Origin of the sequence: Micromonospora sp. CPCC 205554 (assembly GCF_036902745.1) — a bacterium.
Lineage (GTDB): Bacteria > Actinomycetota > Actinomycetes > Mycobacteriales > Micromonosporaceae > Micromonospora > Micromonospora tulbaghiae.
Genome location: NZ_JBAKHP010000006.1, coordinates 51,228 through 73,285, shown reverse-complemented (window position 1 = coordinate 73,285; position 22,058 = coordinate 51,228). Strand labels below are relative to the sequence as shown.

At 72.6% G+C, this 22,058-nt stretch carries 20 protein-coding genes; 9 read left to right on the top strand and 11 right to left on the bottom strand.

The window, feature by feature from the left end; genetic code table 11:
- Nucleotides 1-79 precede the first annotated feature (79 nt).
- Together V6U82_RS10645 and V6U82_RS10640 are read left to right on the top strand one after the other, a co-directional pair.
- Nucleotides 80-1,414: a TrkH family potassium uptake protein gene (locus V6U82_RS10645; RefSeq protein WP_334460789.1), complete on the top strand. Its 1,335-nt coding sequence runs from the start codon at nt 80-82 to the stop codon at nt 1,412-1,414.
- Nucleotides 1,404-2,072 (top strand): potassium channel family protein, encoded by a 669-nt coding sequence (locus V6U82_RS10640; RefSeq protein WP_334460788.1) that lies wholly within the window; start codon nt 1,404-1,406, stop codon nt 2,070-2,072. The genes V6U82_RS10645 and V6U82_RS10640 overlap by 11 nt, the downstream gene beginning before the upstream one ends.
- A 98-nt stretch (nt 2,073-2,170) precedes the next feature.
- Here the strand turns inward: V6U82_RS10640 and V6U82_RS10635 are convergent, their stop codons facing one another.
- The 7 genes from V6U82_RS10635 to V6U82_RS10605 form a co-directional block, all read right to left on the bottom strand.
- Entirely contained in the window at nt 2,171-3,793 is a 1,623-nt protein-coding gene (locus V6U82_RS10635) for a serine/threonine-protein kinase (RefSeq protein WP_128136761.1), read from the bottom strand.
- Nucleotides 3,794-3,864: 71 nt separating this feature from the next.
- The gene (locus V6U82_RS10630; protein ID WP_334460913.1) at nt 3,865-5,397 is read right to left on the bottom strand and encodes a fused MFS/spermidine synthase; all 1,533 of its coding nucleotides are present in this window, start codon (nt 5,395-5,397) and stop codon (nt 3,865-3,867) included.
- 60 nt (nt 5,398-5,457) lie between these two features.
- Nucleotides 5,458-6,495, bottom strand: a complete 1,038-nt coding sequence (locus tag V6U82_RS10625) for a hypothetical protein (protein WP_334460786.1) — start codon at nt 6,493-6,495, stop codon at nt 5,458-5,460.
- 184 nt (nt 6,496-6,679) lie between these two features.
- A complete protein-coding gene (locus V6U82_RS10620) occupies nt 6,680-7,489 on the bottom strand; it encodes an inositol monophosphatase family protein (protein ID WP_334460784.1) in 810 nt (269 codons plus the stop codon).
- Nucleotides 7,482-7,934, bottom strand: a complete 453-nt coding sequence (locus V6U82_RS10615; RefSeq protein WP_091426599.1) for a response regulator — start codon at nt 7,932-7,934, stop codon at nt 7,482-7,484. The genes V6U82_RS10620 and V6U82_RS10615 overlap by 8 nt, the downstream gene beginning before the upstream one ends.
- Nucleotides 7,931-9,682, bottom strand: a complete 1,752-nt coding sequence (locus V6U82_RS10610; protein ID WP_334460912.1) for a sensor histidine kinase — start codon at nt 9,680-9,682, stop codon at nt 7,931-7,933. Before V6U82_RS10610 ends, V6U82_RS10615 begins: the two co-directional genes overlap by 4 nt.
- A gap of 62 nt (nt 9,683-9,744) precedes the next feature.
- Nucleotides 9,745-10,938, bottom strand: a complete 1,194-nt coding sequence (locus V6U82_RS10605; protein ID WP_181726721.1) for a PP2C family protein-serine/threonine phosphatase — start codon at nt 10,936-10,938, stop codon at nt 9,745-9,747.
- 311 nt (nt 10,939-11,249) lie between these two features.
- Between V6U82_RS10605 and V6U82_RS10600 the strand changes: the two genes are divergently transcribed.
- The 4 genes from V6U82_RS10600 (at nt 11,250) to V6U82_RS10585 (ending at nt 15,570) form a co-directional block, all read left to right on the top strand.
- Nucleotides 11,250-13,628 carry a M28 family peptidase gene (locus V6U82_RS10600; protein ID WP_334460779.1) on the top strand — a complete coding sequence of 793 codons (2,379 nt, stop codon included), beginning with the start codon at nt 11,250-11,252 and terminating at the stop codon, nt 13,626-13,628.
- A 137-nt stretch (nt 13,629-13,765) separates the two neighbouring features.
- On the top strand, nt 13,766-14,161 hold the full coding sequence (locus tag V6U82_RS10595) for a hypothetical protein (protein WP_334460777.1): 396 nt from the start codon (nt 13,766-13,768) through the stop codon (nt 14,159-14,161).
- 4 nt (nt 14,162-14,165) lie between these two features.
- Nucleotides 14,166-14,714, top strand: a complete 549-nt coding sequence (locus V6U82_RS10590; RefSeq protein WP_334460776.1) for a YciI family protein — start codon at nt 14,166-14,168, stop codon at nt 14,712-14,714.
- A 226-nt stretch (nt 14,715-14,940) separates the two neighbouring features.
- Nucleotides 14,941-15,570 (top strand): hypothetical protein, encoded by a 630-nt coding sequence (locus V6U82_RS10585; RefSeq protein WP_334460775.1) that lies wholly within the window; start codon nt 14,941-14,943, stop codon nt 15,568-15,570.
- 24 nt (nt 15,571-15,594) lie between these two features.
- On the opposite strand, the gene V6U82_RS10580 is transcribed toward V6U82_RS10585, so the two are convergent.
- The 3 genes from V6U82_RS10580 to V6U82_RS10570 all read right to left on the bottom strand — a co-directional run bounded on the left by V6U82_RS10580 (nt 15,595) and on the right by V6U82_RS10570 (nt 17,129).
- Entirely contained in the window at nt 15,595-15,849 is a 255-nt protein-coding gene (locus V6U82_RS10580) for a Smr/MutS family protein (protein WP_013288724.1), read from the bottom strand.
- Nucleotides 15,850-15,908: 59 nt separating this feature from the next.
- On the bottom strand, nt 15,909-16,271 hold the full coding sequence (locus V6U82_RS10575) for a tetratricopeptide repeat protein (protein ID WP_018787684.1): 363 nt from the start codon (nt 16,269-16,271) through the stop codon (nt 15,909-15,911).
- A gap of 87 nt (nt 16,272-16,358) precedes the next feature.
- Complete coding sequence (locus V6U82_RS10570) at nt 16,359-17,129, bottom strand: ROK family protein (RefSeq protein WP_334460771.1); 771 nt, start codon at nt 17,127-17,129, stop codon at nt 16,359-16,361.
- 85 nt (nt 17,130-17,214) lie between these two features.
- On the opposite strand from V6U82_RS10570, the gene V6U82_RS10565 reads away from it, so the two are divergent.
- From V6U82_RS10565 to V6U82_RS10555, 3 genes are all read left to right on the top strand, one after another.
- Complete coding sequence (locus V6U82_RS10565) at nt 17,215-18,852, top strand: ABC-F family ATP-binding cassette domain-containing protein (protein WP_334460769.1); 1,638 nt, start codon at nt 17,215-17,217, stop codon at nt 18,850-18,852.
- Between the two features lie 38 nt (nt 18,853-18,890).
- Nucleotides 18,891-19,208, top strand: a complete 318-nt coding sequence (locus tag V6U82_RS10560; RefSeq protein ID WP_128138240.1) for a hypothetical protein — start codon at nt 18,891-18,893, stop codon at nt 19,206-19,208.
- 849 nt (nt 19,209-20,057) lie between these two features.
- Entirely contained in the window at nt 20,058-20,783 is a 726-nt protein-coding gene (locus V6U82_RS10555) for a BON domain-containing class I SAM-dependent methyltransferase (RefSeq protein ID WP_334460768.1), read from the top strand.
- Nucleotides 20,784-20,911: 128 nt separating this feature from the next.
- On the opposite strand, the gene V6U82_RS10550 is transcribed toward V6U82_RS10555, so the two are convergent.
- Nucleotides 20,912-21,934: a LacI family DNA-binding transcriptional regulator gene (locus V6U82_RS10550; RefSeq protein WP_334460767.1), complete on the bottom strand. Its 1,023-nt coding sequence runs from the start codon at nt 21,932-21,934 to the stop codon at nt 20,912-20,914.
- Nucleotides 21,935-22,058: the final 124 nt, after the last annotated feature.

Here is a 22,058-nt window from a genome sequence, read left to right as displayed (position 1 = left end):
CACAGCAGACCGGGCGTGGTTGACCGCCAGTTGGTCGGTTCCTGACCTGCCGGTGAATCTCCGGACGGAAGATGACGGGGTGCGCCGCCTGCTCCGGAAGCCCGTACGGCTGGTGCCGTTGGGGTTCCTGGCGGTGATCCTGGTCGGCACCGGCCTGCTCATGCTGCCCTGGGCGACGAGCCAGCAGCGGTACACCCCGTTCGTCACCGCGCTGTTCACGTCCACGTCGGCGGTGTCGGTGACCGGGATGTCGGTGGCCGACACCCCGAGCTACTGGAACGGCTTCGGGCTCGCGATGATCACCGTCCTGACGCAGCTCGGCGGTCTGGGCATCCTGACCGGGGCGTCGCTGGTGATCCTGGCGGTGTCCCGTCAGCTCGGCCTGCGCAACCGGCTGCTCGTGCAGGCGGAGACCGCCGAGTTCGGCCTCGGCGACGTACGCCGGTTGCTGTTGCGCATCGCGGCCACGGTCTTCGTCACCGAGGCCCTGATGACGGCGGTGATCGCCACACGCCTGTTCCTGGCCTACGACTACCGGCCGGGCCGGGCGCTCTGGTCCGCGGTGTTCCACTCGGTCCAGGCGTTCAACAACGGCGGGTTCGCGCTCTACTCCGACGGCCTGATCGCGTTCTCCCGCGACGGCTGGGTGGCGCTGCCGCTCAGTTTCGGCGCGATCATCGGCGGGCTGGGTTTCCCGGCGCTGTTCGAGGCGGTACGCGAGTGGCGGCAGCCGGAGCGCTGGGCGATCGCCACGAAGCTGACCGTCTGGGGCAGCGTGGTGCTGACCGTCTTCGGCGTCGCCTACCTGCTGCTCGCCGAGTGGGGCAACCCGTTCACGATCGGCACCTACGACGTGCCGGGCAAGCTGCTGGCGTCGTTCACCCAGATCGCGTTGAGCCGTACCGGCGGCTTCGACGTGGTGAACGTCGGGCAGCTCACCGACGAGAGCTACCCCATGCTGATCGGCCTGATGTTCATCGGCGGCGGCAGCGCCAGCACCGCCGGCGGCATCAAGGTCTCCACGTTCTTCCTGCTCGGCTTCGCCATCTGGGCCGAGCTGCGGGGCGAGCCGGACACCACTGTCGGGCGCCGCCGGGTGGCCGCGGCCAGCCAGCGGCAAGCGCTGACCGTGGCGCTGCTGAGCGTGGCGCTGGTGGCCGGCGGGACGGTCGGCCTGATCGCGCTGACCTCGCACATATCGTTCTCGGCCGCGTTGTTCGAGGTCACATCCGCGTTCAGCACCACCGGCCTGACCGTCGGGGTGTCCGGCCAGCTCTCCCCGGCGGGCCAGTACGTGCTGACCGCGCTCATGTACATCGGCCGGATCGGGCCGCTCACGCTGGGCTCGGCCATCGCGTTGAACACCCGTCGACGGCTGTACCGCTACCCGGAGGAGCAACCCATTGTCGGCTAGACATCCGGAGGAGACCGGCATCGCGGTGATCGGCCTGGGCCGGTTCGGCGCGCGCCTGGCGGACTCCCTGTCCCGTCTCGGTCACGAGGTGCTGGCGATCGACCGCGACCCGAACCGGGTCCAGCACTGGTCGGCCGACCTCGAACGGGTGGTGCAGGCGGACAGCACCGAGGAGGTGGTGCTGCGCCAGCTCGGGCTGGCGGACTTCCGCCGGGTCGTGGTCGCGATCGGGGCGTCACTGGAGGCGAGCGTGCTCACCGTACTGGCGCTGGCCGAGCTGGGGATCGAGCAGATCTGGGCGCGGGCCACCTCGGAGAAGCACGCCAAGATCCTGCACTCGGTCGGCGCGCACCACGTGGTCTTCCCCGAGGCGGAGACCGGCGAACGGGTGGCGCACCTGATCGTCAGCCGGATGCTCGACTTCATCGAGTTCGACGACGACTTCGCCATCGCCAAGATCAGGGTGCCGGCGCCGTTGGTCGGGCGGTCGCTGCGCGACATCGCCCCGCAGGACCGGTACGGCGTGATGGTGGTGGGCGAGAAGCAGCCGGGCCAGCCGTTCCGCTACGCCGGGCCGGAGACGGTGCTGACGCCGGACAGCGTGCTCATCGTGGAGGGCGGCATCTCCCAGGTGCAGCGCTTCTCCGCGCTGGCCTGACCGGAGCCGCTGGCCTGACCGGAGCCGCTCACCTGACTGTCAGTCCTTCTTCGGACCAGGCCCCTTGCCCTTGCCGTGCTCACCCCCCTTCGGCCGGTCTACTTTGCTTTTCCCTTCGGGCCCTCCTTGCCCTTGGGCGGCTTCGGCGCGGCCTTGGGCTTCGCCGGCTTGGCCTTCGCCGGCCCGCTCTTGGTGGTGGCCTTCGCGGTGGTCTTGGTGGCCGGCTTGACCGGCGTCGTCACCGGCGGCGCGGTGGTCGGCGCCGAGCCGGCGATGCCGGAGACCTGCACGCCGCAGGTGCTGTCGCCGAGCGTGAACTCGACCGGCAGCGTGTTGCTCCCGGTGTAGCGCCCGGCCAGCGTCAGCTTCGTCGACGCGCCGGGGGCCAGCGCCGGGTCCGTCGCCGGTGCGGCGATCGAGACGGTACGCCCCACCTGACGTGCCGTGGGCTGGGCCGTGGTGACCGTCTGCTTGCCGGGGAACGTAAAGTTCATCGTCCAGCCGCGCAGCTCACGGTCGCTGGTGTTGGTGAGCGTCAGCTCGGCGGAGAAGTCCTTGCCGGTGTCGCGGCGCAGCGAGTAGTCGACAGCGCAGGGGATGGGCTCGGGCAGGCTCATCCGCGCCTCGGTCGGCTCCACCCCGCCGCTGGCCGGGCTGCGCGACGTCAGGCCCCACATGGTGGCGGTCACCGCGACCAGTCCGACGGCGGCCACGCCGGCCTCCACCTTGCGCCGCCGTGCCACCGCCCGCCGCGTGCGGGTACGCACCGCCGAGAACGGCAGCGCGTCCGTCTCCGCCGACCACGGCAGGATCGTGGTGCCCGCGTTCTCGGCGAGCGCCGGGTCCATCCGGCCGAACGCCGGTGACACCGGCACGATCGCCGCGATACCGGCCGCCTCGGCGAGCGTACGGGCCACCTCGGCGGTGGCCGGACGGTCCTCGGGGCGCTTCGCCAGGCACCGCTGCACCAGCGCGGCCACCGGCTCGGGCAGGCCCGGCACCGGCGGCATCGGGTCCGGGTCGCGGTACATGTGCGCGCGCAGCATCTCGGTGGTGGTGCTGGCCTGCCACGGCAGACGGCCGGTCAGCATCCGGTAGAGCAGCAGCCCCACCGCGTACACGTCGGTGGCCGGCGAGACGTGGCCGTTGTCCAGCCGTTCCGGCGCCAGGTACGCGGGCGTGCCGAGCAGCGCGCCGTCGGGCCCCTTGTCGCTCTCCCCCACCAGCGCCGAGATGCCGAAGTCGACGACCTTCACCCCGGTCGGGGTCAGCATCACGTTGCCCGGGGTCACGTCCCGGTGCACCACGCCGCGGGCGTGCGCGGCGGCCAGCGCCGAGGCGACCTCCGCGCCGATCGTCATGGCCTCCCGCCAGGGAAGCTGCCCGTCGCGGCCGAGCCGCCCGCTCAGCGGACCGCCGTCGACCAGCTCCATCACCACGTACGGCACGGTCAGGCCGACCTGCACGGACTCGCCGTAGTCGTACACGTTGGTGATGTTGGGGTGGCACAGCCGCGCGGCGGCCTGCGCCTCCACCCGGATCCGGTGCCGGAACGCCTTGTCGCTGGCCAGCCGCGACGCCAGCACCTTGACCGCCACCTGCCGGCCCAGCACCTCGTCGTAGCCGCGCCAGACGACCGACATGCCGCCCGCACCAAGCTGCTCGACCAACCGGTATCGCTCGCCGAGCAGTTGCACGCCGTTCCTGACCGGTCCACCCATGGTCGGTCCTGTTGCCCGAAGTCGACCCCGGTACACCTCAGCGGTCGGAATCGGTCAGGAAAGTCACCCGTTCAGGCGGTCGCCAGAAGTTGGTCCACCGGCGCGTAGTCGTCGGTGAGCACCATCGCGTCGCCCACCCACCCGGTCACCGCCGCCTCGTCCATCAGCTCGGCCCGCTCGGGCAGCAGCTTCAGCCCGGGTGGGATCGCGGCGAGCGGCAGCGGCGCGTCCGAGGCGACGATCACGAAGTTGGCGCCCTGCTGCCCGTCGATCGCGCCGGGCGGTGCGATGAGCGCGACGTGCGCGAACTCGGCCTTCACGGTGGCCAGCTCGGCCCGGATGAACCGGCCCGGCGGGTAGTCGATGACGTTCTGCACGTAGATCCCGTCCGGGCGCAGCACCCGGCGGATGTCGGCGGCCATCTCCCGGGTGGCCAGGTGCCACGGCACCACCAGGTGGCCGAACGCGTCGCCCACGACGAAGTCGCGGCTGTCGGTCGGCTCGCCGCGCAGCAGCACCCGCGCGTCGCCCACCTCGGCACGCATCTGCGGGCCGGTACGCAGGCCCAGCTCCCGCCGGTCCAGCTCGACCAGGCCGCCGTCGAGTTCGAACACCAGGTTGTCGGTGCCGGGCCGGGTCGCGGCCAGGTAGTGCGGCACGGTGAAGCCGCCGCCGCCCAGGTGCAGCGCGTCCATCGGCTGCTTCGCGGGCCGTGCCACGTCCGCGACCAGGCCGATCCACTGCGTGTACGCGTACTTGAGGTGGTTCGGCTCGTCCAGGTCGACGTACGAGTGCTCGGCCGAGTTGAGGTAGAGCGTGCGTCCCTGTGGCCACGACGGGTCCACCTCGACCCGGGCGCAGTGGTACGCGGTCTCCACGTCGCACGGGTTCGGCGCCGCGGCGGTGAGCCCGGCGGCGGCGAGACCGAGCAGCGCCAGCGCGGCCTTGACCCGGCCCGGCGCGGACAGCCCGCTGGGTCCGGCCTGCCGGCGCAGCCAGAAGCCGAGCGCCAGCCCGGTCACGCCGAGCACGGCGGCCAGCCCCAGCACGATGACGGTGCTGGACAGCGCGGCCACCAGCACGAAGCCGGTGCCGAGCGTGGCGGTGATGCCGCCGAGCGTGCCGATGCCGGACAGCTTGCCCACCACCTGCCCGGTCCGGCGCAGGTCGGCGAGCTGGAGCTTGACCACGAGCGGCGTGATCCCGGCCAGCAGCGCGGCCGGCAGCAGGACGGTGAGCGCGGTCAGCAGGAGCACCGCGCTCGCCGCGCCGCCGCGCAGCACCTCGCCGGCGTACCTGACGATCGGCAGCGTGACGGCGGTGGCGATGCCGGCCAGCACCAGCGCCGGGGCGAGCAGGGTGCGCGGGTCACGCCGGTCGGCGAGCCACCCGCCGAACCACGCCCCGTACGCGATGGCGGCCAGCGCCATGCCGATCACCGAGCTGGTCACCTGGAGGGTCACCCCGACGTACGGGCCGACCAGGCGCAAGGACACGGTCTCCAGCACCAGCACGGCCCCGCTGGAGAGGAAGACGAGGAACGCGGCGAGCCCGTTGGGCAGGGCCCGGGGCGGAACCGGGGCGCCGGCCGCCGGTTCCGCCATGACGTCGGACGATGTGCTGCTCACCGTGGCGATGCTACGCAGCGCTCGCGGCGGGCCGGGTCAATACATCGAGATGTGAACATGGTTTGTGTGGTCCGCCGCCGGGCTGCCCCCGCCGCTGTACGCGCGCCAGCCGGTGTTCGGCATCCAGATCTGCCGATACCAGATGACGTACATGATGCCGAGCCGGTTCGCGTTGTTCTTCGCCCAGGCGGCGAGGCTGTCGCCGTACGCCTTGTCGCCGCCGGTGGCGGTCTTGTCCTCGAACCCGCCGCTGGCGGCGGAGAAGTCGCAGGCCCGGCCCTTGGGGTGCTCGCCGCCGCCACCGCTGCGGTGACACGAGGCGTAGCGCTTGTAACCGGCCGCCTTGGCCTGCTGGAGCATGTGCAGCGTGCGCGGGGTGATGCAGCCGGACGCGGGCGTCGGGTCGTCCACCGAGCAGGACTCCGACGGCCACGAGCCGTCCGAGTTGCGCGGCGCGGGCTTCGCCGACGAGGAGGTGCCGTTGAACCCGGACCCGGCGCCGGAGCTGACCTTCGCCAGCGCCACCTCGGCGTCCTTCTTCTTGCGGGCCTGCACCGCGACCTGCTTGGCCTGCTCGCGCACCTCGGCGTCGATGGCGAGCTTCGCCTCCGCCGCCTGCGCCTTCGCGTCGGCCAGCTCCCGCAGCCGCTTGCTGTCCCGCTGGGCCATCACGTCCAGCTCGGCCGCGCGCTTGAGGAAGTCGTTGGGGTCGGCGCTGGCGAGCAGCATCGACGTGGCGGTCAGCCGGCCCATCCGGTACGACTGCGCGGCGACCTCACCGGCCTGCGCGCTGAGCCCGACGAGGCGTACCTCGATGTCACTGAGCTGGGCGGCGAGTGCCTTCTGCCGGCGCTTGGAGTTCTCCAGCTTGTTCTGGGCCTCGATGTGGCCCTTCGCCGCCGCCTCCAACGCGGCCCGCAGCTGCTTGCTGCCGCCCTCGTTCGGGGCGTTCGGGCTGGGTACGGCGGCGGCCGGCCCGGCGGCCACGCCGGAGCCGAGCAGCACGGCCACCGCGGCGAGCGCGGCGAGCAGCGACCGCCGGACGCGCCGGCCGGTAGGGCTGGTCCTGGGCACGTGATGGTCCTTCCGTCGACCGCCGGCCCCCGCACACCGAGCGGCGTCTCCGCCGGCGCCGGACGGCGGCCTGCTGGCGGAGACCGCCGGTCACGATACCGGACCACGCGCGACACGCCAGGCCGGCGACGGCGTACGGCGCCCGACGTCGACGCAGCGTGCCGTGTTCGTCGCGCAGCGCCGCTCAGCCGCCCAGCAGGGCGGCGCTCACCTCGTCCCAGATCTCCGGGCTGGCCGCGACGAGCAGTCCCCGGCCCTCGTCGGCCGGGTGGTAGTCGGCGCCGTCGAACCGGCGGGCCACGCCACCGGCCTCGCGCACCAGCAACGTGCCGGGCGTGTGGTCCCACGGCAGGGTGCGCCAGAACAGCACGAACTGCTGTTCGCCGGTGAGCATGTCCAGGTACTCCCGGCCGGCGCAGTGCTGGCCGGGCAGCAGCTCACCGATGCGGCGCCCGCCCTCCTCCACCCGGCGGCGGAAGTCCGGCGGCAGGAACTTCGTCGCCGCGGTGCCGCGCAGCGCACCGACCCGCGGCTCGGTCCGCGGCGCGCTCAGCGACGCCCCGTCCAGCTCGGTGCCGGCGCCGAGCCGGCCCGCCGCCATCGTGCCGTCCAGCGGGTCGTACACCCAGGACGCCACCGGTACGCCGTCGGTGAGCAGCGCCGCCATCAGCGCGAACGGCCGGCGGCCGGCGGCGAAGTTGGAGGTGCCGTCGACCGGGTCGACGAGCCACACGTCGCCACTGCCGCGCAGGTGCCGCAGCAGGTCCGGGTCCTCGGCGACGGCCTCCTCGCCGACCACCACCGAGCCGGGACGCAGCCGTCGCAGCCCTTCGGAGATCAGCGCCTCGGCCTCGCGGTCGGCGACGGTGACCACCTCGCCGGGTGCCTTCTCGGAGATGTCGGACGCGTCGAGCCGGCGGAACAACGGCACCACGACCTTGGCCGCCGCCTCCCTCAGCAGCGCGCCGACGTCGTCCAGCAGCGGGTCAGCCACGCGGCGGCAGCTTGACCACGCTGACGAAGAACTCGTCGATCTGGCGGACCACCGAGATGAAGCGCTCGAAGTCCACCGGCTTGGTCACGTAGGCGTTGGCGTGCAGCTGGTAGCTGCGCAGGATGTCCTCGTCGGCCTGCGAGGTGGTGAGCACCACGACCGGGATACGGCGCAGTTCCTCGTCCTTCTTGATCTCCTCCAGCACCTCCCGGCCGTCCCGGCGGGGCAGGTTCAGGTCGAGCAGGACCAGGTCGGGCGTCACCGCGTCCGCGTACTGGCCCTCGCGGCGCAGGTAGGCGAGCGCCTCCGCGCCGTCGGAGACGACGGTGAGGCGGTTGCGGAGCTTGTGCTCCTCGAACGCCTCCTGGGTCATCAGCACGTCGCCGGGGTCGTCCTCGACGAGCAGGACCTCGATCGGGCTCTTGCCGTCCGCGGGCGCGGTCATCCCACCGTCTCCTTCATGCCACCGTTTGTACCGTGTCGGTCCGCCTCCGCGGGCGGCTCTTCGCGTGCCTCGCCGTCCGGCTGCCGCCCGACGTCCGCCGGGTCACCGTCGGCGCCCTCGGCGGCCGGCGTCTCGGCCGGCTCCGCGGCGTCGTCCGCGTTCTCGTCCGCCGCGGCCTCCGCCGCCTTGGCGGCCTCGATGTCGGCCTCCAGCGCGGGCAGCGTGAACCGGATCGTGGTGCCCTCGTCGGCGTCGGTGTCCACCCAGACCCGGCCGCCGTGATACTCCACGATCTTCTTGACGATGGCCAGTCCGATGCCGGTGCCCGGGTACGCGTCCTTCGAGTGCAGCCGCTGGAAGATCACGAAGATCTTGTCGGCGAACTCCGGTTCGATCCCGATGCCGTTGTCCCGGCAGCTGATCTCCCACTCGCCGTCCACCAGCCGCGACGACACGTGCACCTTGGGCGGCACGTCCGGGCGGCGGAACTTCACCGAGTTGCTGACCAGGTTGACCAGCAGGTTGGTCAGCAACGGCTCCTCGCCGCGGATGGTCGGCATCTCGCCCCAGGTCAGCTCCGCGTCGGCGTACTGCAACGCCGCCTCGGTCTGCCCCGCCACGTCGCCCATCACCTTGTTCAGGTCGACCTCGGTGAAACCGGTGGTCAACCGGCCGATGCGGGAGAACGCCAGCAGGTCGTTGATCAGCCGCTGCATGCGCTGCGCGCCGTCCACCGCGAACGCGATGTACTGGTCGGCCCGCTCGTCGAGCTGGCCGGCGTAGCGCCGCTGGAGGAGCTGGCAGAAGCTCGCCACCTTGCGCAGCGGCTCCTGGAGGTCGTGCGAGGCGACGTACGCGAACTGCTCCAGGTCACGGTTGGAGCGGGTCAGCTCCTCGGCCTGCTTCTGCAACTGGCTGTTGACCCACTCGATGCGCTCCCGCGCCTCGCGTACCTCGTCCAGCTCCCGGGCGATCTTCATCCGCATCTGGTCGATGTCGTCGGCGAGCCGGCGGAACTCCGGCGGCCCGGAGCCCTCGATGCGGTGCCGGTAGTCGCCGTCGGCCACCTCACGCACCTGGCCGACCAGGTCGGCCAGCGGGCGGATCAGGATCCGGTCCAGCGAGAGCAGCATGACCACGCCGGCCGTCGTCACCACCAGCGCGGCGATGATCAGCAGCACGACGAGCGTGTTGCTCGTCGAGTTGACGCGGTCGGCGGTCTCCTGCCGGACGGTGAGGATCTCCTCCTGGAGCGTGTTCACCGACGTGCGGATGCCGTCGAACTGCTGGCGCGTCGCGTCGGTGATCAGCGCCTGGCCGGCCGCCGCGCCGTCCCGCTCGACGGTGGTGATCACCGGCTCGGCCACCTGGCTCCGCCACTGCGCCGTCTCCTGCTCCACCACGGTCAGCGACCGGCGCACTTCCGGGTAGTCGGCGGAGAGATCCCGGATCGAGGCGACCAGGTCCTGCTCCCGCTTCACACCCTCGCGGTAGGGCTCCAGGTCACCGCGGTCGCCGTTCACCGCGTACCCGCGAACCGAGGTCTCCTGGTCGAGCAGGACGCTCATCAGCTCCTGCGCCTGGACGCGCAGCGGACCGGTCTTGAGCAGCACCGCGTCGATGTTCTGCCGGTTCTTCGCGGCGACCGCAGCCTCCGCGGCGGCCAGGCCGAGCAGCAGCACCACCACCACGCCGAGCAGCGCGGCCACCCGCCGACGCAGGGTCCACCCCTGCTGGTACGCCTTCACCGGTTCCTCCCCGTTGCCCTTCACCGCATCATCGTCGTTCGCGACTGCGGGGCCCTCAGCGCTCACCGGCCGCTGCCCCGCGTCACCAGCAACATCGCCACGTCGTCGGCCAGCGGGCCGCCGTTGATCTGCTCGGCCCGCCCGACCAGCCAGGCGGGCAGCTCGGCCAGCGGCACCGCACGGTTCGCCGGTTCGGCGAGCAGCCCGGTCAGGCCCGGCACGTCGAGGCGTTCGTCCCCGCCGTCCACCCGGCCCTCGATCAGGCCGTCGGTGTACATCAGCAGGGACCAGTCGTCGGTGTCGAACTCCAGGTCGAAGGCGACCGGGCGACGCGGGCGTACGCCCAGCAGCAACCCGCCCTTGGCCGGCACCGGCGCCACCTTCCCGCCGCTGAGCAGCAGCGGCGGCGGGTGACCGGCGAGGCGTACGGTGGCCCGCGCCGACGCCAGGTCGAGCCGGGTGGTGGCCACCGTGGCGAAGATCTCCTGGAGGCGGCGCTCACTCATCAGCACCTGCTCCAGCGCGGGCAGCACCTCGTCGTCCGGCACCCCGGCCAGCACCAGTGCCCGCCAGGCCACGCGCAGTTCGACGCCGAGCGCGGCCTCGTCCACACCGTGCCCGCAGACGTCGCCGACGATCAGGTCGATCCGGTCCGGCTGGGTCTGCACCACGTCGTAGAAGTCGCCGCCGATCAGCGCGGCGTGGCGGCCGGGCCGGTAGAACGTGTGCACCGACACCTCGTCGGTGGTCATCAGCGGCTGCGGCAGCAGGCCGCGCTCCAGGCGCGCGGACTCGGCCTGGCGCAGCTCCACCTCACGCAGTCGGCGGGCGTTCTCGTCGGCCCGCTTGCGCTCCACCGCGTACCGCAGCGCCCGGGTCAGCAGGACACCGTCGACCTGGCCCTTGACCAGGTAGTCCTGTGCGCCCTCGGCGACCGCGACGATGCCCAGGTGCTCGTCCGAGCGCCCGGTCAGCACGCAGACCGCCGCGCCGCTGGCCATCTCCAGCACCCGGCGCAGCCCGTCCAGGCCCTGCGCGTCGGGCAGGCCCAGGTCGAGCAGGACGCAGTCCACGCCCATCACCCGCTGCCGGGCCTCGCTGAGGCTCGTGGCCACCAGCAGGTCGATCATCGAGTTGGTCTCGGCGAGAAGCTCGCCGACCAGGAAGGCGTCGCCCTCGTCGTCCTCGACCAGAAGCACCCGCAGCCGCTCGCCCGGCGGTACGCCGCCGAGCAGTCCGGCCCCGGCAGACGGCACGTGGACGGCACCCGACGCGCCGGAACCCCGCTGCGGTCGGGTAACCGCCGCGAGTCGCGGGAGTTCGCTGGTGATGTCGGGCTCCTTCCGAATGCCCTGCTGATCCTGACGCAGACAACAGTTGCACACCGCGCGACCGACACCGGCGCGGCGGAGCGTGTGACCGGTCCACTTCCACAGCGGCACGGTCGACCCACGATGTTACGCCGGGAGCGCTGTCACGCCCGCAGCGCACCGTCCGAGGACTGCCGCCGCAGCCCTCGGGGGTGCAGGATGATCCCCACCCCGTAGATCCACCCCGAGGAGTCCCAGTGGGCGCACCCCCCACCCGCCCCGCCGACCGCGCGTTCACCAGGCCCCGCCGGAGGCTGGTCGCCGCCGTCGCCGCGCTCGTCGCGCTGCTCGCCGTCGGGGCGGGCGTCCTGGTCGGCCTCTCCACCCCGGCGCCGCGTCCGGCGGACGCGCCCGCGGGCGAGTTCAGCGCGGGCCGGGCGTTCCGGAACGTCGAGGTGATCGCCGCCGAGCCGCACGTGGCAGGCAGCGCCGCCAACGACCGGGTACGCGAGCACCTGGTGGGCACGCTGCGCGGGCTGGGCCTGGAGACCGAGGTGCAGGACGCGGTGGCGCCCGAGGCCGGGCAGCTGTCCGGCGCGGCGGGCGGGGCGACGCTGGCCCGGATCCGCAACGTGGTGGCCCGGCTCCCCGGCACCGACCCGACCGGGAAGGTGTTCCTGGTCTCGCACTACGACTCCGTGCAGACCGGGCCGGGCGGCAACGACGACGCCGCCGGCACCGCCGCGATCCTGGAGGTGGCCCGGGCGCTCAGCACCGGCCCGCGCCCCCGCAACGACATCGTCTTCGTGCTCACCGACGCGGAGGAGGCGTGCCTGTGCGGGGCCGCCGGATTCGCCGCGGACCATCCGCTCGCCCGCGACGGCGGGGTGGTGCTCAACCTGGAGGCGCGCGGCTCCACCGGTCCGGTGATCATGTTCGAGACGTCCCGGAACAACGCGAAGCTGGTCGAGATCTTCGGCAGGGCCGCCCCGCACCCGGTGGGCACGTCGTTCGCGGTGGAGATCTATCGCGCGCTGCCCAACGACACCGACTTCACCGCCTTCCTCGACCGGAAGTTCGTGGGTCTGAACTCGGCCTACATCGACGGCGGGGCGATCTACCACACCCCGCTGGACGTGCCGGCCCGGATGGACCGGGGCAGCCTCCAGATGCACGGCGACAACGCGCTCGGCCTGGCCCGTGAGTTCGGCCGTACCGACCTGGGCGACCTGCGCGCCGGCCACGACGACACCTACTTCCCGGTGCTCGGCGGGCTGATCCGCTACCCCGGCTGGCTGACACTGCCGCTCGCCGTCGCCGCGCTGCTCGCCGTCGGCGCGCTCGGCTGGCTCCTGCGCCGTCGCGGCCGGGCCACCGCCAGCACGCTCGCCGCCGGCTTCGGCCTGACCCTGGTGCCCGTCGTCGTGGCCCCGCTCGGCGCGTGGCTGCTCTGGACCGCGATCGCCACGATCCGCCCCGGGTACGCCGAGCTGCTCGACCCGTACCGCCCGGTGGCGTACCGGCTCGCCGTGGTGGCACTCGCCGCCGCGGTGCTGTTCTGCTGGTACGCGCTGCTGCGCCGCCGGGTCGGCCCGGCCGCGCTGGCGTTCGGCGGGCTGGCCTGGCTGGCCGTCTTCGGTGTGCTGCTCGCCGTGGCGGTGCCCGGCGGGGCGTACCTGACGACAGTGCCGGCGCTGGCCGGCGCGCTCGCCGGGTTCGCGGCGCTCGCCACCCGCCGCGACGGCCCCTGGCCGGTGGTCGCGGTGACGCTCGCCGCCGCGGTGGCGGTGGTGATCCTGCTGCCTCCGGTGGTGCTGCTGTTCCCCGCGTTGGGCATGGGCATGGGCGCGGTAGCCGCGCTCGTCGCGGTGCTGCTCGGCCTCGCCGTACTCCCGGTGGTGGACCTGCTGCACCCACGGGCCGGCGGCCAGCGCGGCCTGCTCGCGCTGCGCGCACGCCGGCTCGGCGCGCTGCCCGCCGCAGCCGCCGCGCTGGCGGCGGTGGTGCTCGCCGGGGTCGGCCTCGCCGTGGACCGCTTCGACGCCGCGCATCCCGTGCCGACCCACCTGATGTACGCGCTGGACGCGGGCTCCGGGAAGGCGGCGTGGCTGACCCGCGAGGAGAAGCCGCAGCCGTGGACCGACGGCTACGTCGACCGGAGCATCTCGCTGGCCGACGACTTCCCCGGGCTGGGCGACGGCGAGATGCGTGCCGGACCGGCGACCGCCGCGCCCCTGCCCGCGCCGAAGGTGGACCTGCTCTCCGACACCCGCGACGGTGACCAGCGTGTGCTGCGGGTACGGGTGGTGCCGCAGCGGCAGGTACGCCTGCTCACGCTGCACGTCGACACCGGCACCGCGACGGTGCGGTCCGCCTCGGTGGCCGGACGGAACGTGCCGGTCGAGCCGGGCGAGGGCAAGTGGGGGTTCGGGGTCGTGTTCCACGCCCCGCCGCCGGAGGGTGTCGAGGTGACGCTGACGCTCGTGCCGCGCGGCGGTGCCGTGTCGGTGCGCGCGATGGACGCCAGTGACGGGCTGTCCGGGGTGCCCGGGTTCCGGGCGCGGCCGACGGGCGTCGGGGTGGTCGGGTCGCACAGTTCGGAGATGCTGGCGGTGGCGCGCACGTACCCGCTCTGACCGCCGCTTGATCGACAGCACCTCGCCGAAGTGGCGGTATCCGGACGCCGCGATACCGTCACTTTGGCGTACTGGAGTCGGCATGGTCCACGCGAGCGGGTCTGACAGCGTCGGTGGATCTCCCTAGCATCGGTGCCGTGGGATACAACGTGGAGCCGTCCGGCCGCCTGCACCTTCCCGAGGGCGACGAGGCGGCCGCTCTCGCCGCTGTCCGGGTCGCCTGCTCCCAGCGGGATGGCTGGTTCGACCCGGACCTGCCACCCACGCCCGAGACGTTGACCGACGTGGCGTGGGTGGGTGCGGCCACGTTCGTCCGCGACGGCGACTGGATCGAGGTCGGCCAGAGCCGGGACGACTTCAAGTGGTCGGGCCAGGCCATCGCCTTCTACGTCGCGCTGGCCCCGTTCGTACGCGAGGGAACCGTCCGGTTCGAGGGCGAGACGGGCGAACGCTGGTCCTACACCTACGCCGACGGCCGGATCACGCAGCAGGGATACAACGGCTGGGACGGCTCCACCGAGCTGGCCGGCTGAGGGCATGGACTTCTTCTGCTACCACCAGGACCGGCACGGCTCGAAGGCGTTGCGGAGTGAACTCGTCGAGGAGCACTGGGCCTACATGGACCGGTACGCGGAGCAGATGATCGCGCGCGGCCCGACCCTCGACGCCGACGGCACTCCGACGGGAAGCGTGCACATCCTGGGCCTGCCCGACCCGGCCACCGCCCGGGCGTTCGCCTTCGACGAGCCCAACTACCAGGCCGGCGCGTACCGGGACGTGATGCTGCGCCGGTGGCGGAACATGCTGGACCGCACCATGTGGGACTTCCCCGGCGGCCGGACCGGCGGCAACCGCTACCTGGTGCTGGGACTCGGCCCGGAGCAGGGCGACGGCCCGGTGCTTCCGCAGCGGCACGACGAGTTGATCGCGTACGGGCCGCTGCTGTCCGACGACGGCCTGACGTGGGTGGGGACGGCGGCGCTGGTGCGGGCGACCGGGCCGGACGAGGCGCGCGCCGCGCTGGCCGCTGACCGGTACGCCGAGGTCGAGGTGCGCAACTGGGTGTTCGGCGGCCGCCCGGCGTAACCGGCTACTCGTGATCTCCCGGTATTCCCCCATGTCGTAGGCGACGTACGGCTCGGCGAACTGCAACAGGCTCTCTCGGTGCGGCGAGGGCGGTTCGCCGACTGGGGCACGCCGCCAAGTGTCCACAGGTGGCTAGGCTGGCGACGTGCCAGGCGATCCGGAGTGTGTGCGGCAGGCGTTGGCGATGTGGGACGGTTTCCCCGTTCGCCGCGAGCCGCGCCCGATCGTGCTGACAGCGATGGGCGTCACGGCTCTCGACCGGCTCATGGCGGACACGCAGTGGCGGTCGTTGTTCGACGCCCCCGGCGTCCCGGAGTCCGAGTTGCCGCCGGAGATCGCGCCGGCCGCCGTTGACTACTGCCGTGACGTGCAGAGCGGCGCGCAGAGACCGCTGGCGGACATCATCCGGGAGAACGGACCGTTCGCCACCGACCGGGGCACTCGCGAACTACCGGCGTGGATGATGTACCCCGACGACCGGCGATGGCCGTTCATCGCCTTGGACCCGGACTTCGAACGTCGGATGACGTGGCGGCCACCCGGCGTAGGAGCCGCTCATCACGAGGAGGCCGTGCTCGCGCACGATGGGCGGACCCTGACGTTCCGGTTCATCGGAACGCCCGCGCAATACGCCGACTACCCCGACGCCGAGGTGTTCGAGACGGACACGGCGGTGCTCGTCGAACCTGTGGAGGTCGCCCGCGACGGGAACGGCTATCGGCTGGCCTACGCCGAGGAGCGCGAGGTGGTGGTGCGCCTGGCCGCTCCGCTCGGCAACCGGGTCCTGATCGGCGTCGGGCACGGTCCCGGAACAACCACCTTCGGCCTCCCCATAACGGTGCTCACCGCGGCCTGACCGAGGCGGTCGGACGTGGGCGCGCTACTTCCAGCGGAAGTGGACGAACAGGCGGCCGAAGTTCTTCGAGTCCTTCTCGACCCGGTGGTAGAGCTGCTTGACGTCCTTCTGGTCGAGGAAGCGCAGCACCTTCTTCTTCAGCGCGCCGGAGCCCTTGCCCGGGATGATCTCCACGAGCGTGGCCTTCTTCGCCACCGCCTCGTCCATGATCCCGCGCAGCGCGCGGTCGATGTCGTGGCCCTTGTTGTAGATGTCGTGGAGGTCGAGCTTGAGCTTCACGGTCCCATCCTAGGTACGCGGAAGGGCAGCCCGCCCGGGCTGCCCTTCCGCGTGATCCGTCAACGACCGACCTTGCCCTCCACCCGGCGCAGCGCGGTGGCGTAGTCGGTGTTCGTCGAGTACATCGCGGCCGCGATGCGCAGGTGCCGCAGCGCGTCCACCGGCCGGTTCATCCGCTCCAGCGTGCGGCCGAGCACGTGGTGCGCGTAGTGGTCGCTCGGGTCGCGGTCGACCAGCTCGCGCAACTGCTCCTCGGCCCGGTTGAGCTGGGCCGACTGGAAGTAGGCGCGGGCCAGCAGCTGCCGGACCGAGGAGTTGTCCGGCTCCGCCTCGATGATCGGTTCGAGCAGCCGGGCCGCTCCGGTCGGGTCACCCGCTTCGAAGAACATGGTCGCCCGCCGGTACTCCGCCAGAAGATCCACTCGACCCACCTCCTCGTGTCGCGCCAGCCCCTAGGTCCGACGCTGGCACAACACCGGCGCGAGCGCGAGTGTTCCTGCGGACGAAGATCAGGTGGTCGGGTCGTACCGGCCGCCGATCAGGTCCCAGGCCCGGACACCACCGACGATTCCGGCCGTGTTCGGGACGATCACCACGTCGTCGCCCATCCGGGCCACCTGCTCGGGCCGGATCAGCCGGGAGTTGCCGCCGCCGAGGTACAGCCGGTCCCAGCGGAACACCGGCCGCAGGCCGTCCACCACCTGCCGGATCCGCCGGGACCAGAACGCGTCGCCCAGGCGCCGCCGTTCCAGCTCCCCCACGTACGTGTCGTACGTGGTGTTCCACCGCACCGGCGCGTGCGACAGCTCCAGGTGCGGCGCCAGCATCCCGCCGTCGAACAACGCGCTGCCCAGCCCGGTGCCGAGCGTCAGCACCAGCTCGCAGCCGGTCCCGGCGACCACGCCCGCGCCGTGCACCTCGGCGTCGTTCAGCACCAGCGCCGGCACGCCGAACGCCTCGGCCAGCGCGGTGCGCGCGTCGTACCCGGACCACTCGGCCATCAGGTCCGGGTCGACGCGGCTGCGCGGCCCGGAACGGGTCACGTAGTGCGGCGTCGCCACCACGACGCCGTGCCGGATCATGCCGGGCATGCCGACGGTGAGCCGGTCCGCCGTGGGCAGGCGGGCGCCGAGATCCAGCAGCGTCTTGACGAACAGGCCGGGCGGCAACGGGTACGGCGTGGGCACGCGCAGCGGCCGGGCGCGCATGGTCCCGGCGGCGTCCAGCACGGAGGCCTTGATCCCGCCGCCACCGCAGTCGATCGCCAGTGTGGTCACCACGGCTGTGAGTCTCCCTCACACCGGTGCCGCCGCGAGCGCGGGTCGCGGTAATCCGGATGCGCCCGCCGGTAGGCTCGACCACCTGATGAGCGCCACGTTGATCGCCAAGGACCTCACCGCCGGCCACGGTGACCGCCTCCTCTTCGAAGACCTCGACCTCGTCGTCGCACCCGGCGACGTGGTGGGGCTGGTCGGGGTCAACGGCGCGGGCAAGTCCACGCTGCTGCGTACCCTCGCCGGTCTTGTCCCCCGCGAGCAGGGCTCGGTCTCGCTCAGCCCGCCCACGGCGACCGTCGGCTACCTGCCGCAGGAGCCGGAGCGCCGGCCCGGCGAGACGGTCCGCGAGTTCCTGGCCCGGCGCACCGGGGTCAGCGCCGCGCAGGCCGCGCTGGACGCCGCCACCGAGGCGCTCACCGCCGGGGCGGCGGGCGCCGACGACGCGTACGCGAATGCTCTGGAACGCTGGCTCGACCTCGGCGGCGCGGACCTGGACGAACGGGCCGCGCAGGTCGCCGCGGAGCTGGGTCTCGACGTCGGCCTGGACCATCCGACGACCGGCCTGTCCGGCGGGCAGGCCGCCCGCGCCGGGCTCGCGTCGCTGCTGCTCAGCCGGTACGACGTCTTCCTGCTCGACGAGCCCACCAACGACCTCGACCTGGCCGGGCTGGACCGGCTGGAACGCTTCGTCACCGGCCTGCGCGCCGGGACCGTGGTGGTCAGCCACGACCGGGAGTTCCTCACCCGCACCGTCACCCGGATCGTCGAGCTGGACCTGCACCAGCGGCAGGTCAACCACTACGGCGGTGGGTACGCGGCCTTCCTGGAGGAGCGGGAGGTGGCGCGCCGGCACGCCCGCGAGGAGTACGAGGAGTACGCCGACACGAAGGCCGACCTGGAGGCGCGCGCCCGCACCCAGCGGGCGTGGATGGAGAAGGGCGTCAAGAACGCCCGCCGCAAGGCCACCGACAACGACAAGATCGGCCGCAAGTACCGCGCGGAGTCGACCGAGAAGCAGGCCGCGAAGGCCAAGCAGACCGCCCGGCTGATCGAGCGGCTGGATGTGGTCGAGGAGCCGCGCAAGGAATGGGAGCTGCGGATGGAGATCGCCGCCGCGCCCCGCGCCGGCGCCGTCGTGGCCTCGCTCCGGCAAGCGGTGGTACGCCGGGGCGGCTTCACGCTCGGCCCGGTGGATCTCCAGATCGACTGGGCCGACCGGGTGGCGATCACCGGGGCGAACGGCTCCGGCAAGAGCACCCTGCTCGCCGCGCTGCTCCGCCGGCTCCCACTCGACGAGGGACACGCCGCGCTCGGCCCGGGTGTGGTGGTCGGCGAGGTCGACCAGGCACGGGGACTGTTCCTCGGCGACCAGCCACTGCTCGACGCGTTCGGCGCCGCCGTACCGGATCTGGCCCCGGCGGACGTGCGGACGCTGCTGGCCAAGTTCGGGCTGCGCGCCGACCACGTGCTGCGACCGGCGGCGACGCTGTCGCCCGGCGAGCGGACCCGGGCCGCGCTGGCCCTGCTTCAGGGGCGCGGCGTGAACCTGCTGGTGCTCGACGAGCCGACCAACCACCTCGACCTGGCCGCGATCGAGCAGCTCGAATCGGCGCTGGCGAGCTACCCGGGAACGCTGCTGCTGGTGACCCACGACCGGCGGATGCTCGACGCGGTGAGCGTGAACCGGCGGCTGCGCGTCGCGGACGGACGGATCGCCGAACACTGATCCGTGCCGACGGGCGCGCGCGGGTCCACAATGAGCGCATGCTCAAGTGGGAGTACGCGCTGCTGGTCCGCCGCCGCCAGGCCGCCACCACCGACACCGGGTGGGAGGTCGTCTTCATCTGGTACGGCCCGGACGGCTCCATGATCGACGTGACGCCGTACGGCGACACCGCGCTGGCCCACCTGAACCGGGCCGGTGACCAGGGCTGGGAACTGGTCGCGATGAGCGAGGACCCGTCGCTGCCGGGCAACAACGAGTTGCACCGCTACCACCTCAAGCGCCCGAAGGCGGCGGCAGCCCAGCCCCGCCAGCGCATGCGAGGCTCCCGCACAGTCCGCCGAACCCTCTCCCCCTGACCCCCTCTCCCGCTCTCCCGCCCTCCCCGCCATCCCCGCCCTCCCCGCCCTCCCCGCTGATCTTGCAGTTGCAGCCCTTCGCATGCCCTCTTTGCGAGCTTGGTCCGGGCCACAACGCCAAGATCGGCGAAGTCGGCCCGCGAGCCCGACCAATCTCCCCGCACAACCCGCGCCGCAGCGTTGATCAAGGAGTTCGCGCCAGCTTCACCCTCGATCAGGACCCGAACTCCTTGATCAACGGGGTGGTTCCGGGCGTCCTCTCGCGATCAAGGAGTTTGGGTCCATCCAGGCCGCCGACGTCGGCACAAACTCCTTGATCAGCGCCGCAGCCCGGGTCGCGGGAGATCTTGGAAGAAAAGTGCCCCCATGAGGGCCGGAATCTTCCAAGATCTCGGGCGCGCCCGGTGATCAAGGAGTTTGGGTGTCCGGGGGCGTGTTCTGGTGGCACGAACTCCTTGATCACGGGCGACAAGCGGGGCGGACGGGCCGACGCGGGAGCGAAGCGGACGGGCCGACGCGGGAGCGAAGCGGACGGGCCGACGCGGGAGCGAAGCGGACGGGCCGACGCGGGAGCGAAGCGGACGGGCCGACGCGGGAGCGAAGCGGACGGGCCGACGCGGGAGCGAAGCGGACGGGCCGACGCGGGAGCGGGACCGGCCGGGGGGCGGGGCGGACCGGGCGGGCAGGGTCGACGGGGCAGGGCGCCCGAGGGTGGGGTGCGGCCGGGCAGCTGGGCGGATGGCCGGCCGGGGGCGGGCGCGATTGGGCGGCGGCCGGGGGTGGCAGGACGACGGGTGGGTGGGGGCATATTGGGGCGAAAAGGGGGTAATGGGCCGCCGGAGGTGGCGCATGGTGGCGATGGGGCAGACCGCGCTCTCGGGTGAGCGACTCCGGCAGACCGACGGCTTCCTCGCCGAGGCGTGGGCCGACATGGTCCGGCACGACGAGCGGCTGCGCGGAACGGCCGTCGAGGTGCGCTTCGACCGGGGGGTCGCGCATCTGACCGGCGAGGCCGCCGACCCGGCGCAGCTACGGCTGGTACGGGAGTTGATCGGCCGGCTGTCCGGCGTACTCGGGGTCTGGTGCCGGGTCAGCGTGGCCGGGCGGGCGCCGGTGGTGGTCGACCTGGGCTGCGGCGCGACCAAGCAGTGGCCGGGCAACCTGGGACTGGACATCTATCCGGCGCCGGGGGTGAACGCGGTCGCCAACCTGGCCGGCTCGCTGCCGCTGCGCGACGACTCGGTGGACGTGTTCTTCGCGGTGCACATCGTCGAGCACCTGATCGACTTCCTGCCGCTGTTCGACGAGTGCCACCGGGTGCTGCGGCCGGACGGGGTGCTGCACGTGATGAGCCCCTGGTGGCGGCACGTCAACGCGGTGGCCGACCCGACCCACGTACGCCTGCTGGACGTACAGACGTTCAAGGGCATCTGCGGTCAGCGCCCACCGGGTACGCCGCGCTGGTATCCGCTGCACGTCGGCTGCGACGGCGCCTCGATCTTCGCCGACCTGACTCCCCTGCCCGCAGACGCCCCCGCCCCGCCCTCCTCCCACCTGGCCCGCTTCTTCGACTGACCCGACCAGACCAACCCACCCCCAGCCCACCCCGAACCCCCGGCCCCACCCCGTCGATCATGAAGTTGGCGGCACTCAAGGAGATCGACATCGCCGTCAACTTCATGATCGACGCGGCCAAGGCGGGGTTAGAGGGAAGGGGCGGGCTGGAGGGGGGCGGATTCGCGCAGGGCCAGGTGGTGGGGGGCCACCAGCTCGCGCGGCGGCGAGTCGCGGTCTTGGCCCAGGCGGCCGGCGAGCAGTTCGACCGCCAGGCGGGCGATGCGCTCCTTGTCGGGGGCGACCGTGGTCAGCGTCGGGATCGAGAAGCGGCCGTCCTCGATGTCGTCGAAGCCGGCCACCGCGACGTCCTCGGGCACGCGCAGGCCCATCTCGTGCAGGGCGCGCAGCGCGCCGAGCGCGAGCGTGTCGTTGAAGCAGAAGACGGCGTCGGGGCGTACCCCGGAGGTGAGCAGGTTGCGCACGGCGGCGGCGCCGTCCGCGCGGTGCCAGGCCGGCGCGGGCGCCACCAGGCGGTCGTCGTACGCGATGCCGGCCTCGGCCAGCGCGGCGGTGTAGCCGGCCAGGCGGAGGCGGGCGCTGGCGCCCTCGGGGGTGCGCTGGGAGCCGATCGCGGCGATCCGGCGGCGGCCGAGCCCGATCAGGTGGGCGGTGATCTCGCGGGCGGCGGCCACGTTGTCGATCATGACGTGGTCGGCGGGGCCGTGGTCGACGCGTTCGCCGAGCAGCACCATGGGCAGGCCGGCCAGCGCGGCGAGGTCGTCGGCGGTGAGCGCGAGCGGGCTCAGGATCAGGCCGTCGATCATGTGGTCGCCGATGCCGCTGGCGGCCTTGCGTTCCTGCTCGGAGCCGCCTCCGGTCTGGTCGATGAGCACGGTCCAGCCCTGGTCGGCGGCGGCGGTGACGACGTGCCGGGCCAGCTCGGCGAAGTAGGGAATGTCCAGCTCGGGTACGGCCAGCGCGATCACACCGGTACGGCCCTTGCGCAGGTTGCGGGCCGACAGGTTGGGCCGGTAGTTCAGCGCGGCGATGGCCTCCTCGACCCGGGCCCGGGTGTCGGCGCGCACGTGCTGGTAGCCGTTCACGACGTTGGAGACGGTCTTCACCGACACTCCGGCCCGCTCCGCGACGTCCTTGAGCCTGTGCCGCACTGCACTTCCTTCCGGTGAACGCTGGCCGCACTGTACCGCGTCACGACGACGTAACGACCTCTTTACACGAGCGCTTACAACGTTGTAGAAACCACTGACAGCGGGGTGACCGCGGTCACCCGCA

Excerpts from the sequence above, each read along its gene's own strand:
- V6U82_RS10615 (WP_091426599.1), bottom strand. The coding sequence starts at position 7,934 with ATGACCGCGCCCGCGGACGGCAAGAGCCCGATCGAGGTCCTGCTCGTC.
- V6U82_RS10555 (WP_334460768.1), top strand. The coding sequence starts at position 20,058 with ATGGTGGCGATGGGGCAGACCGCGCTCTCGGGTGAGCGACTCCGGCAG.
- V6U82_RS10560 (WP_128138240.1), top strand. The coding sequence starts at position 18,891 with ATGCTCAAGTGGGAGTACGCGCTGCTGGTCCGCCGCCGCCAGGCCGCC.
- V6U82_RS10635 (WP_128136761.1), bottom strand. The coding sequence starts at position 3,793 with ATGGGTGGACCGGTCAGGAACGGCGTGCAACTGCTCGGCGAGCGATAC.
- V6U82_RS10630 (WP_334460913.1), bottom strand. The coding sequence starts at position 5,397 with ATGGCGGAACCGGCGGCCGGCGCCCCGGTTCCGCCCCGGGCCCTGCCC.
- V6U82_RS10590 (WP_334460776.1), top strand. The coding sequence starts at position 14,166 with ATGGACTTCTTCTGCTACCACCAGGACCGGCACGGCTCGAAGGCGTTG.
- V6U82_RS10565 (WP_334460769.1), top strand. The coding sequence starts at position 17,215 with ATGAGCGCCACGTTGATCGCCAAGGACCTCACCGCCGGCCACGGTGAC.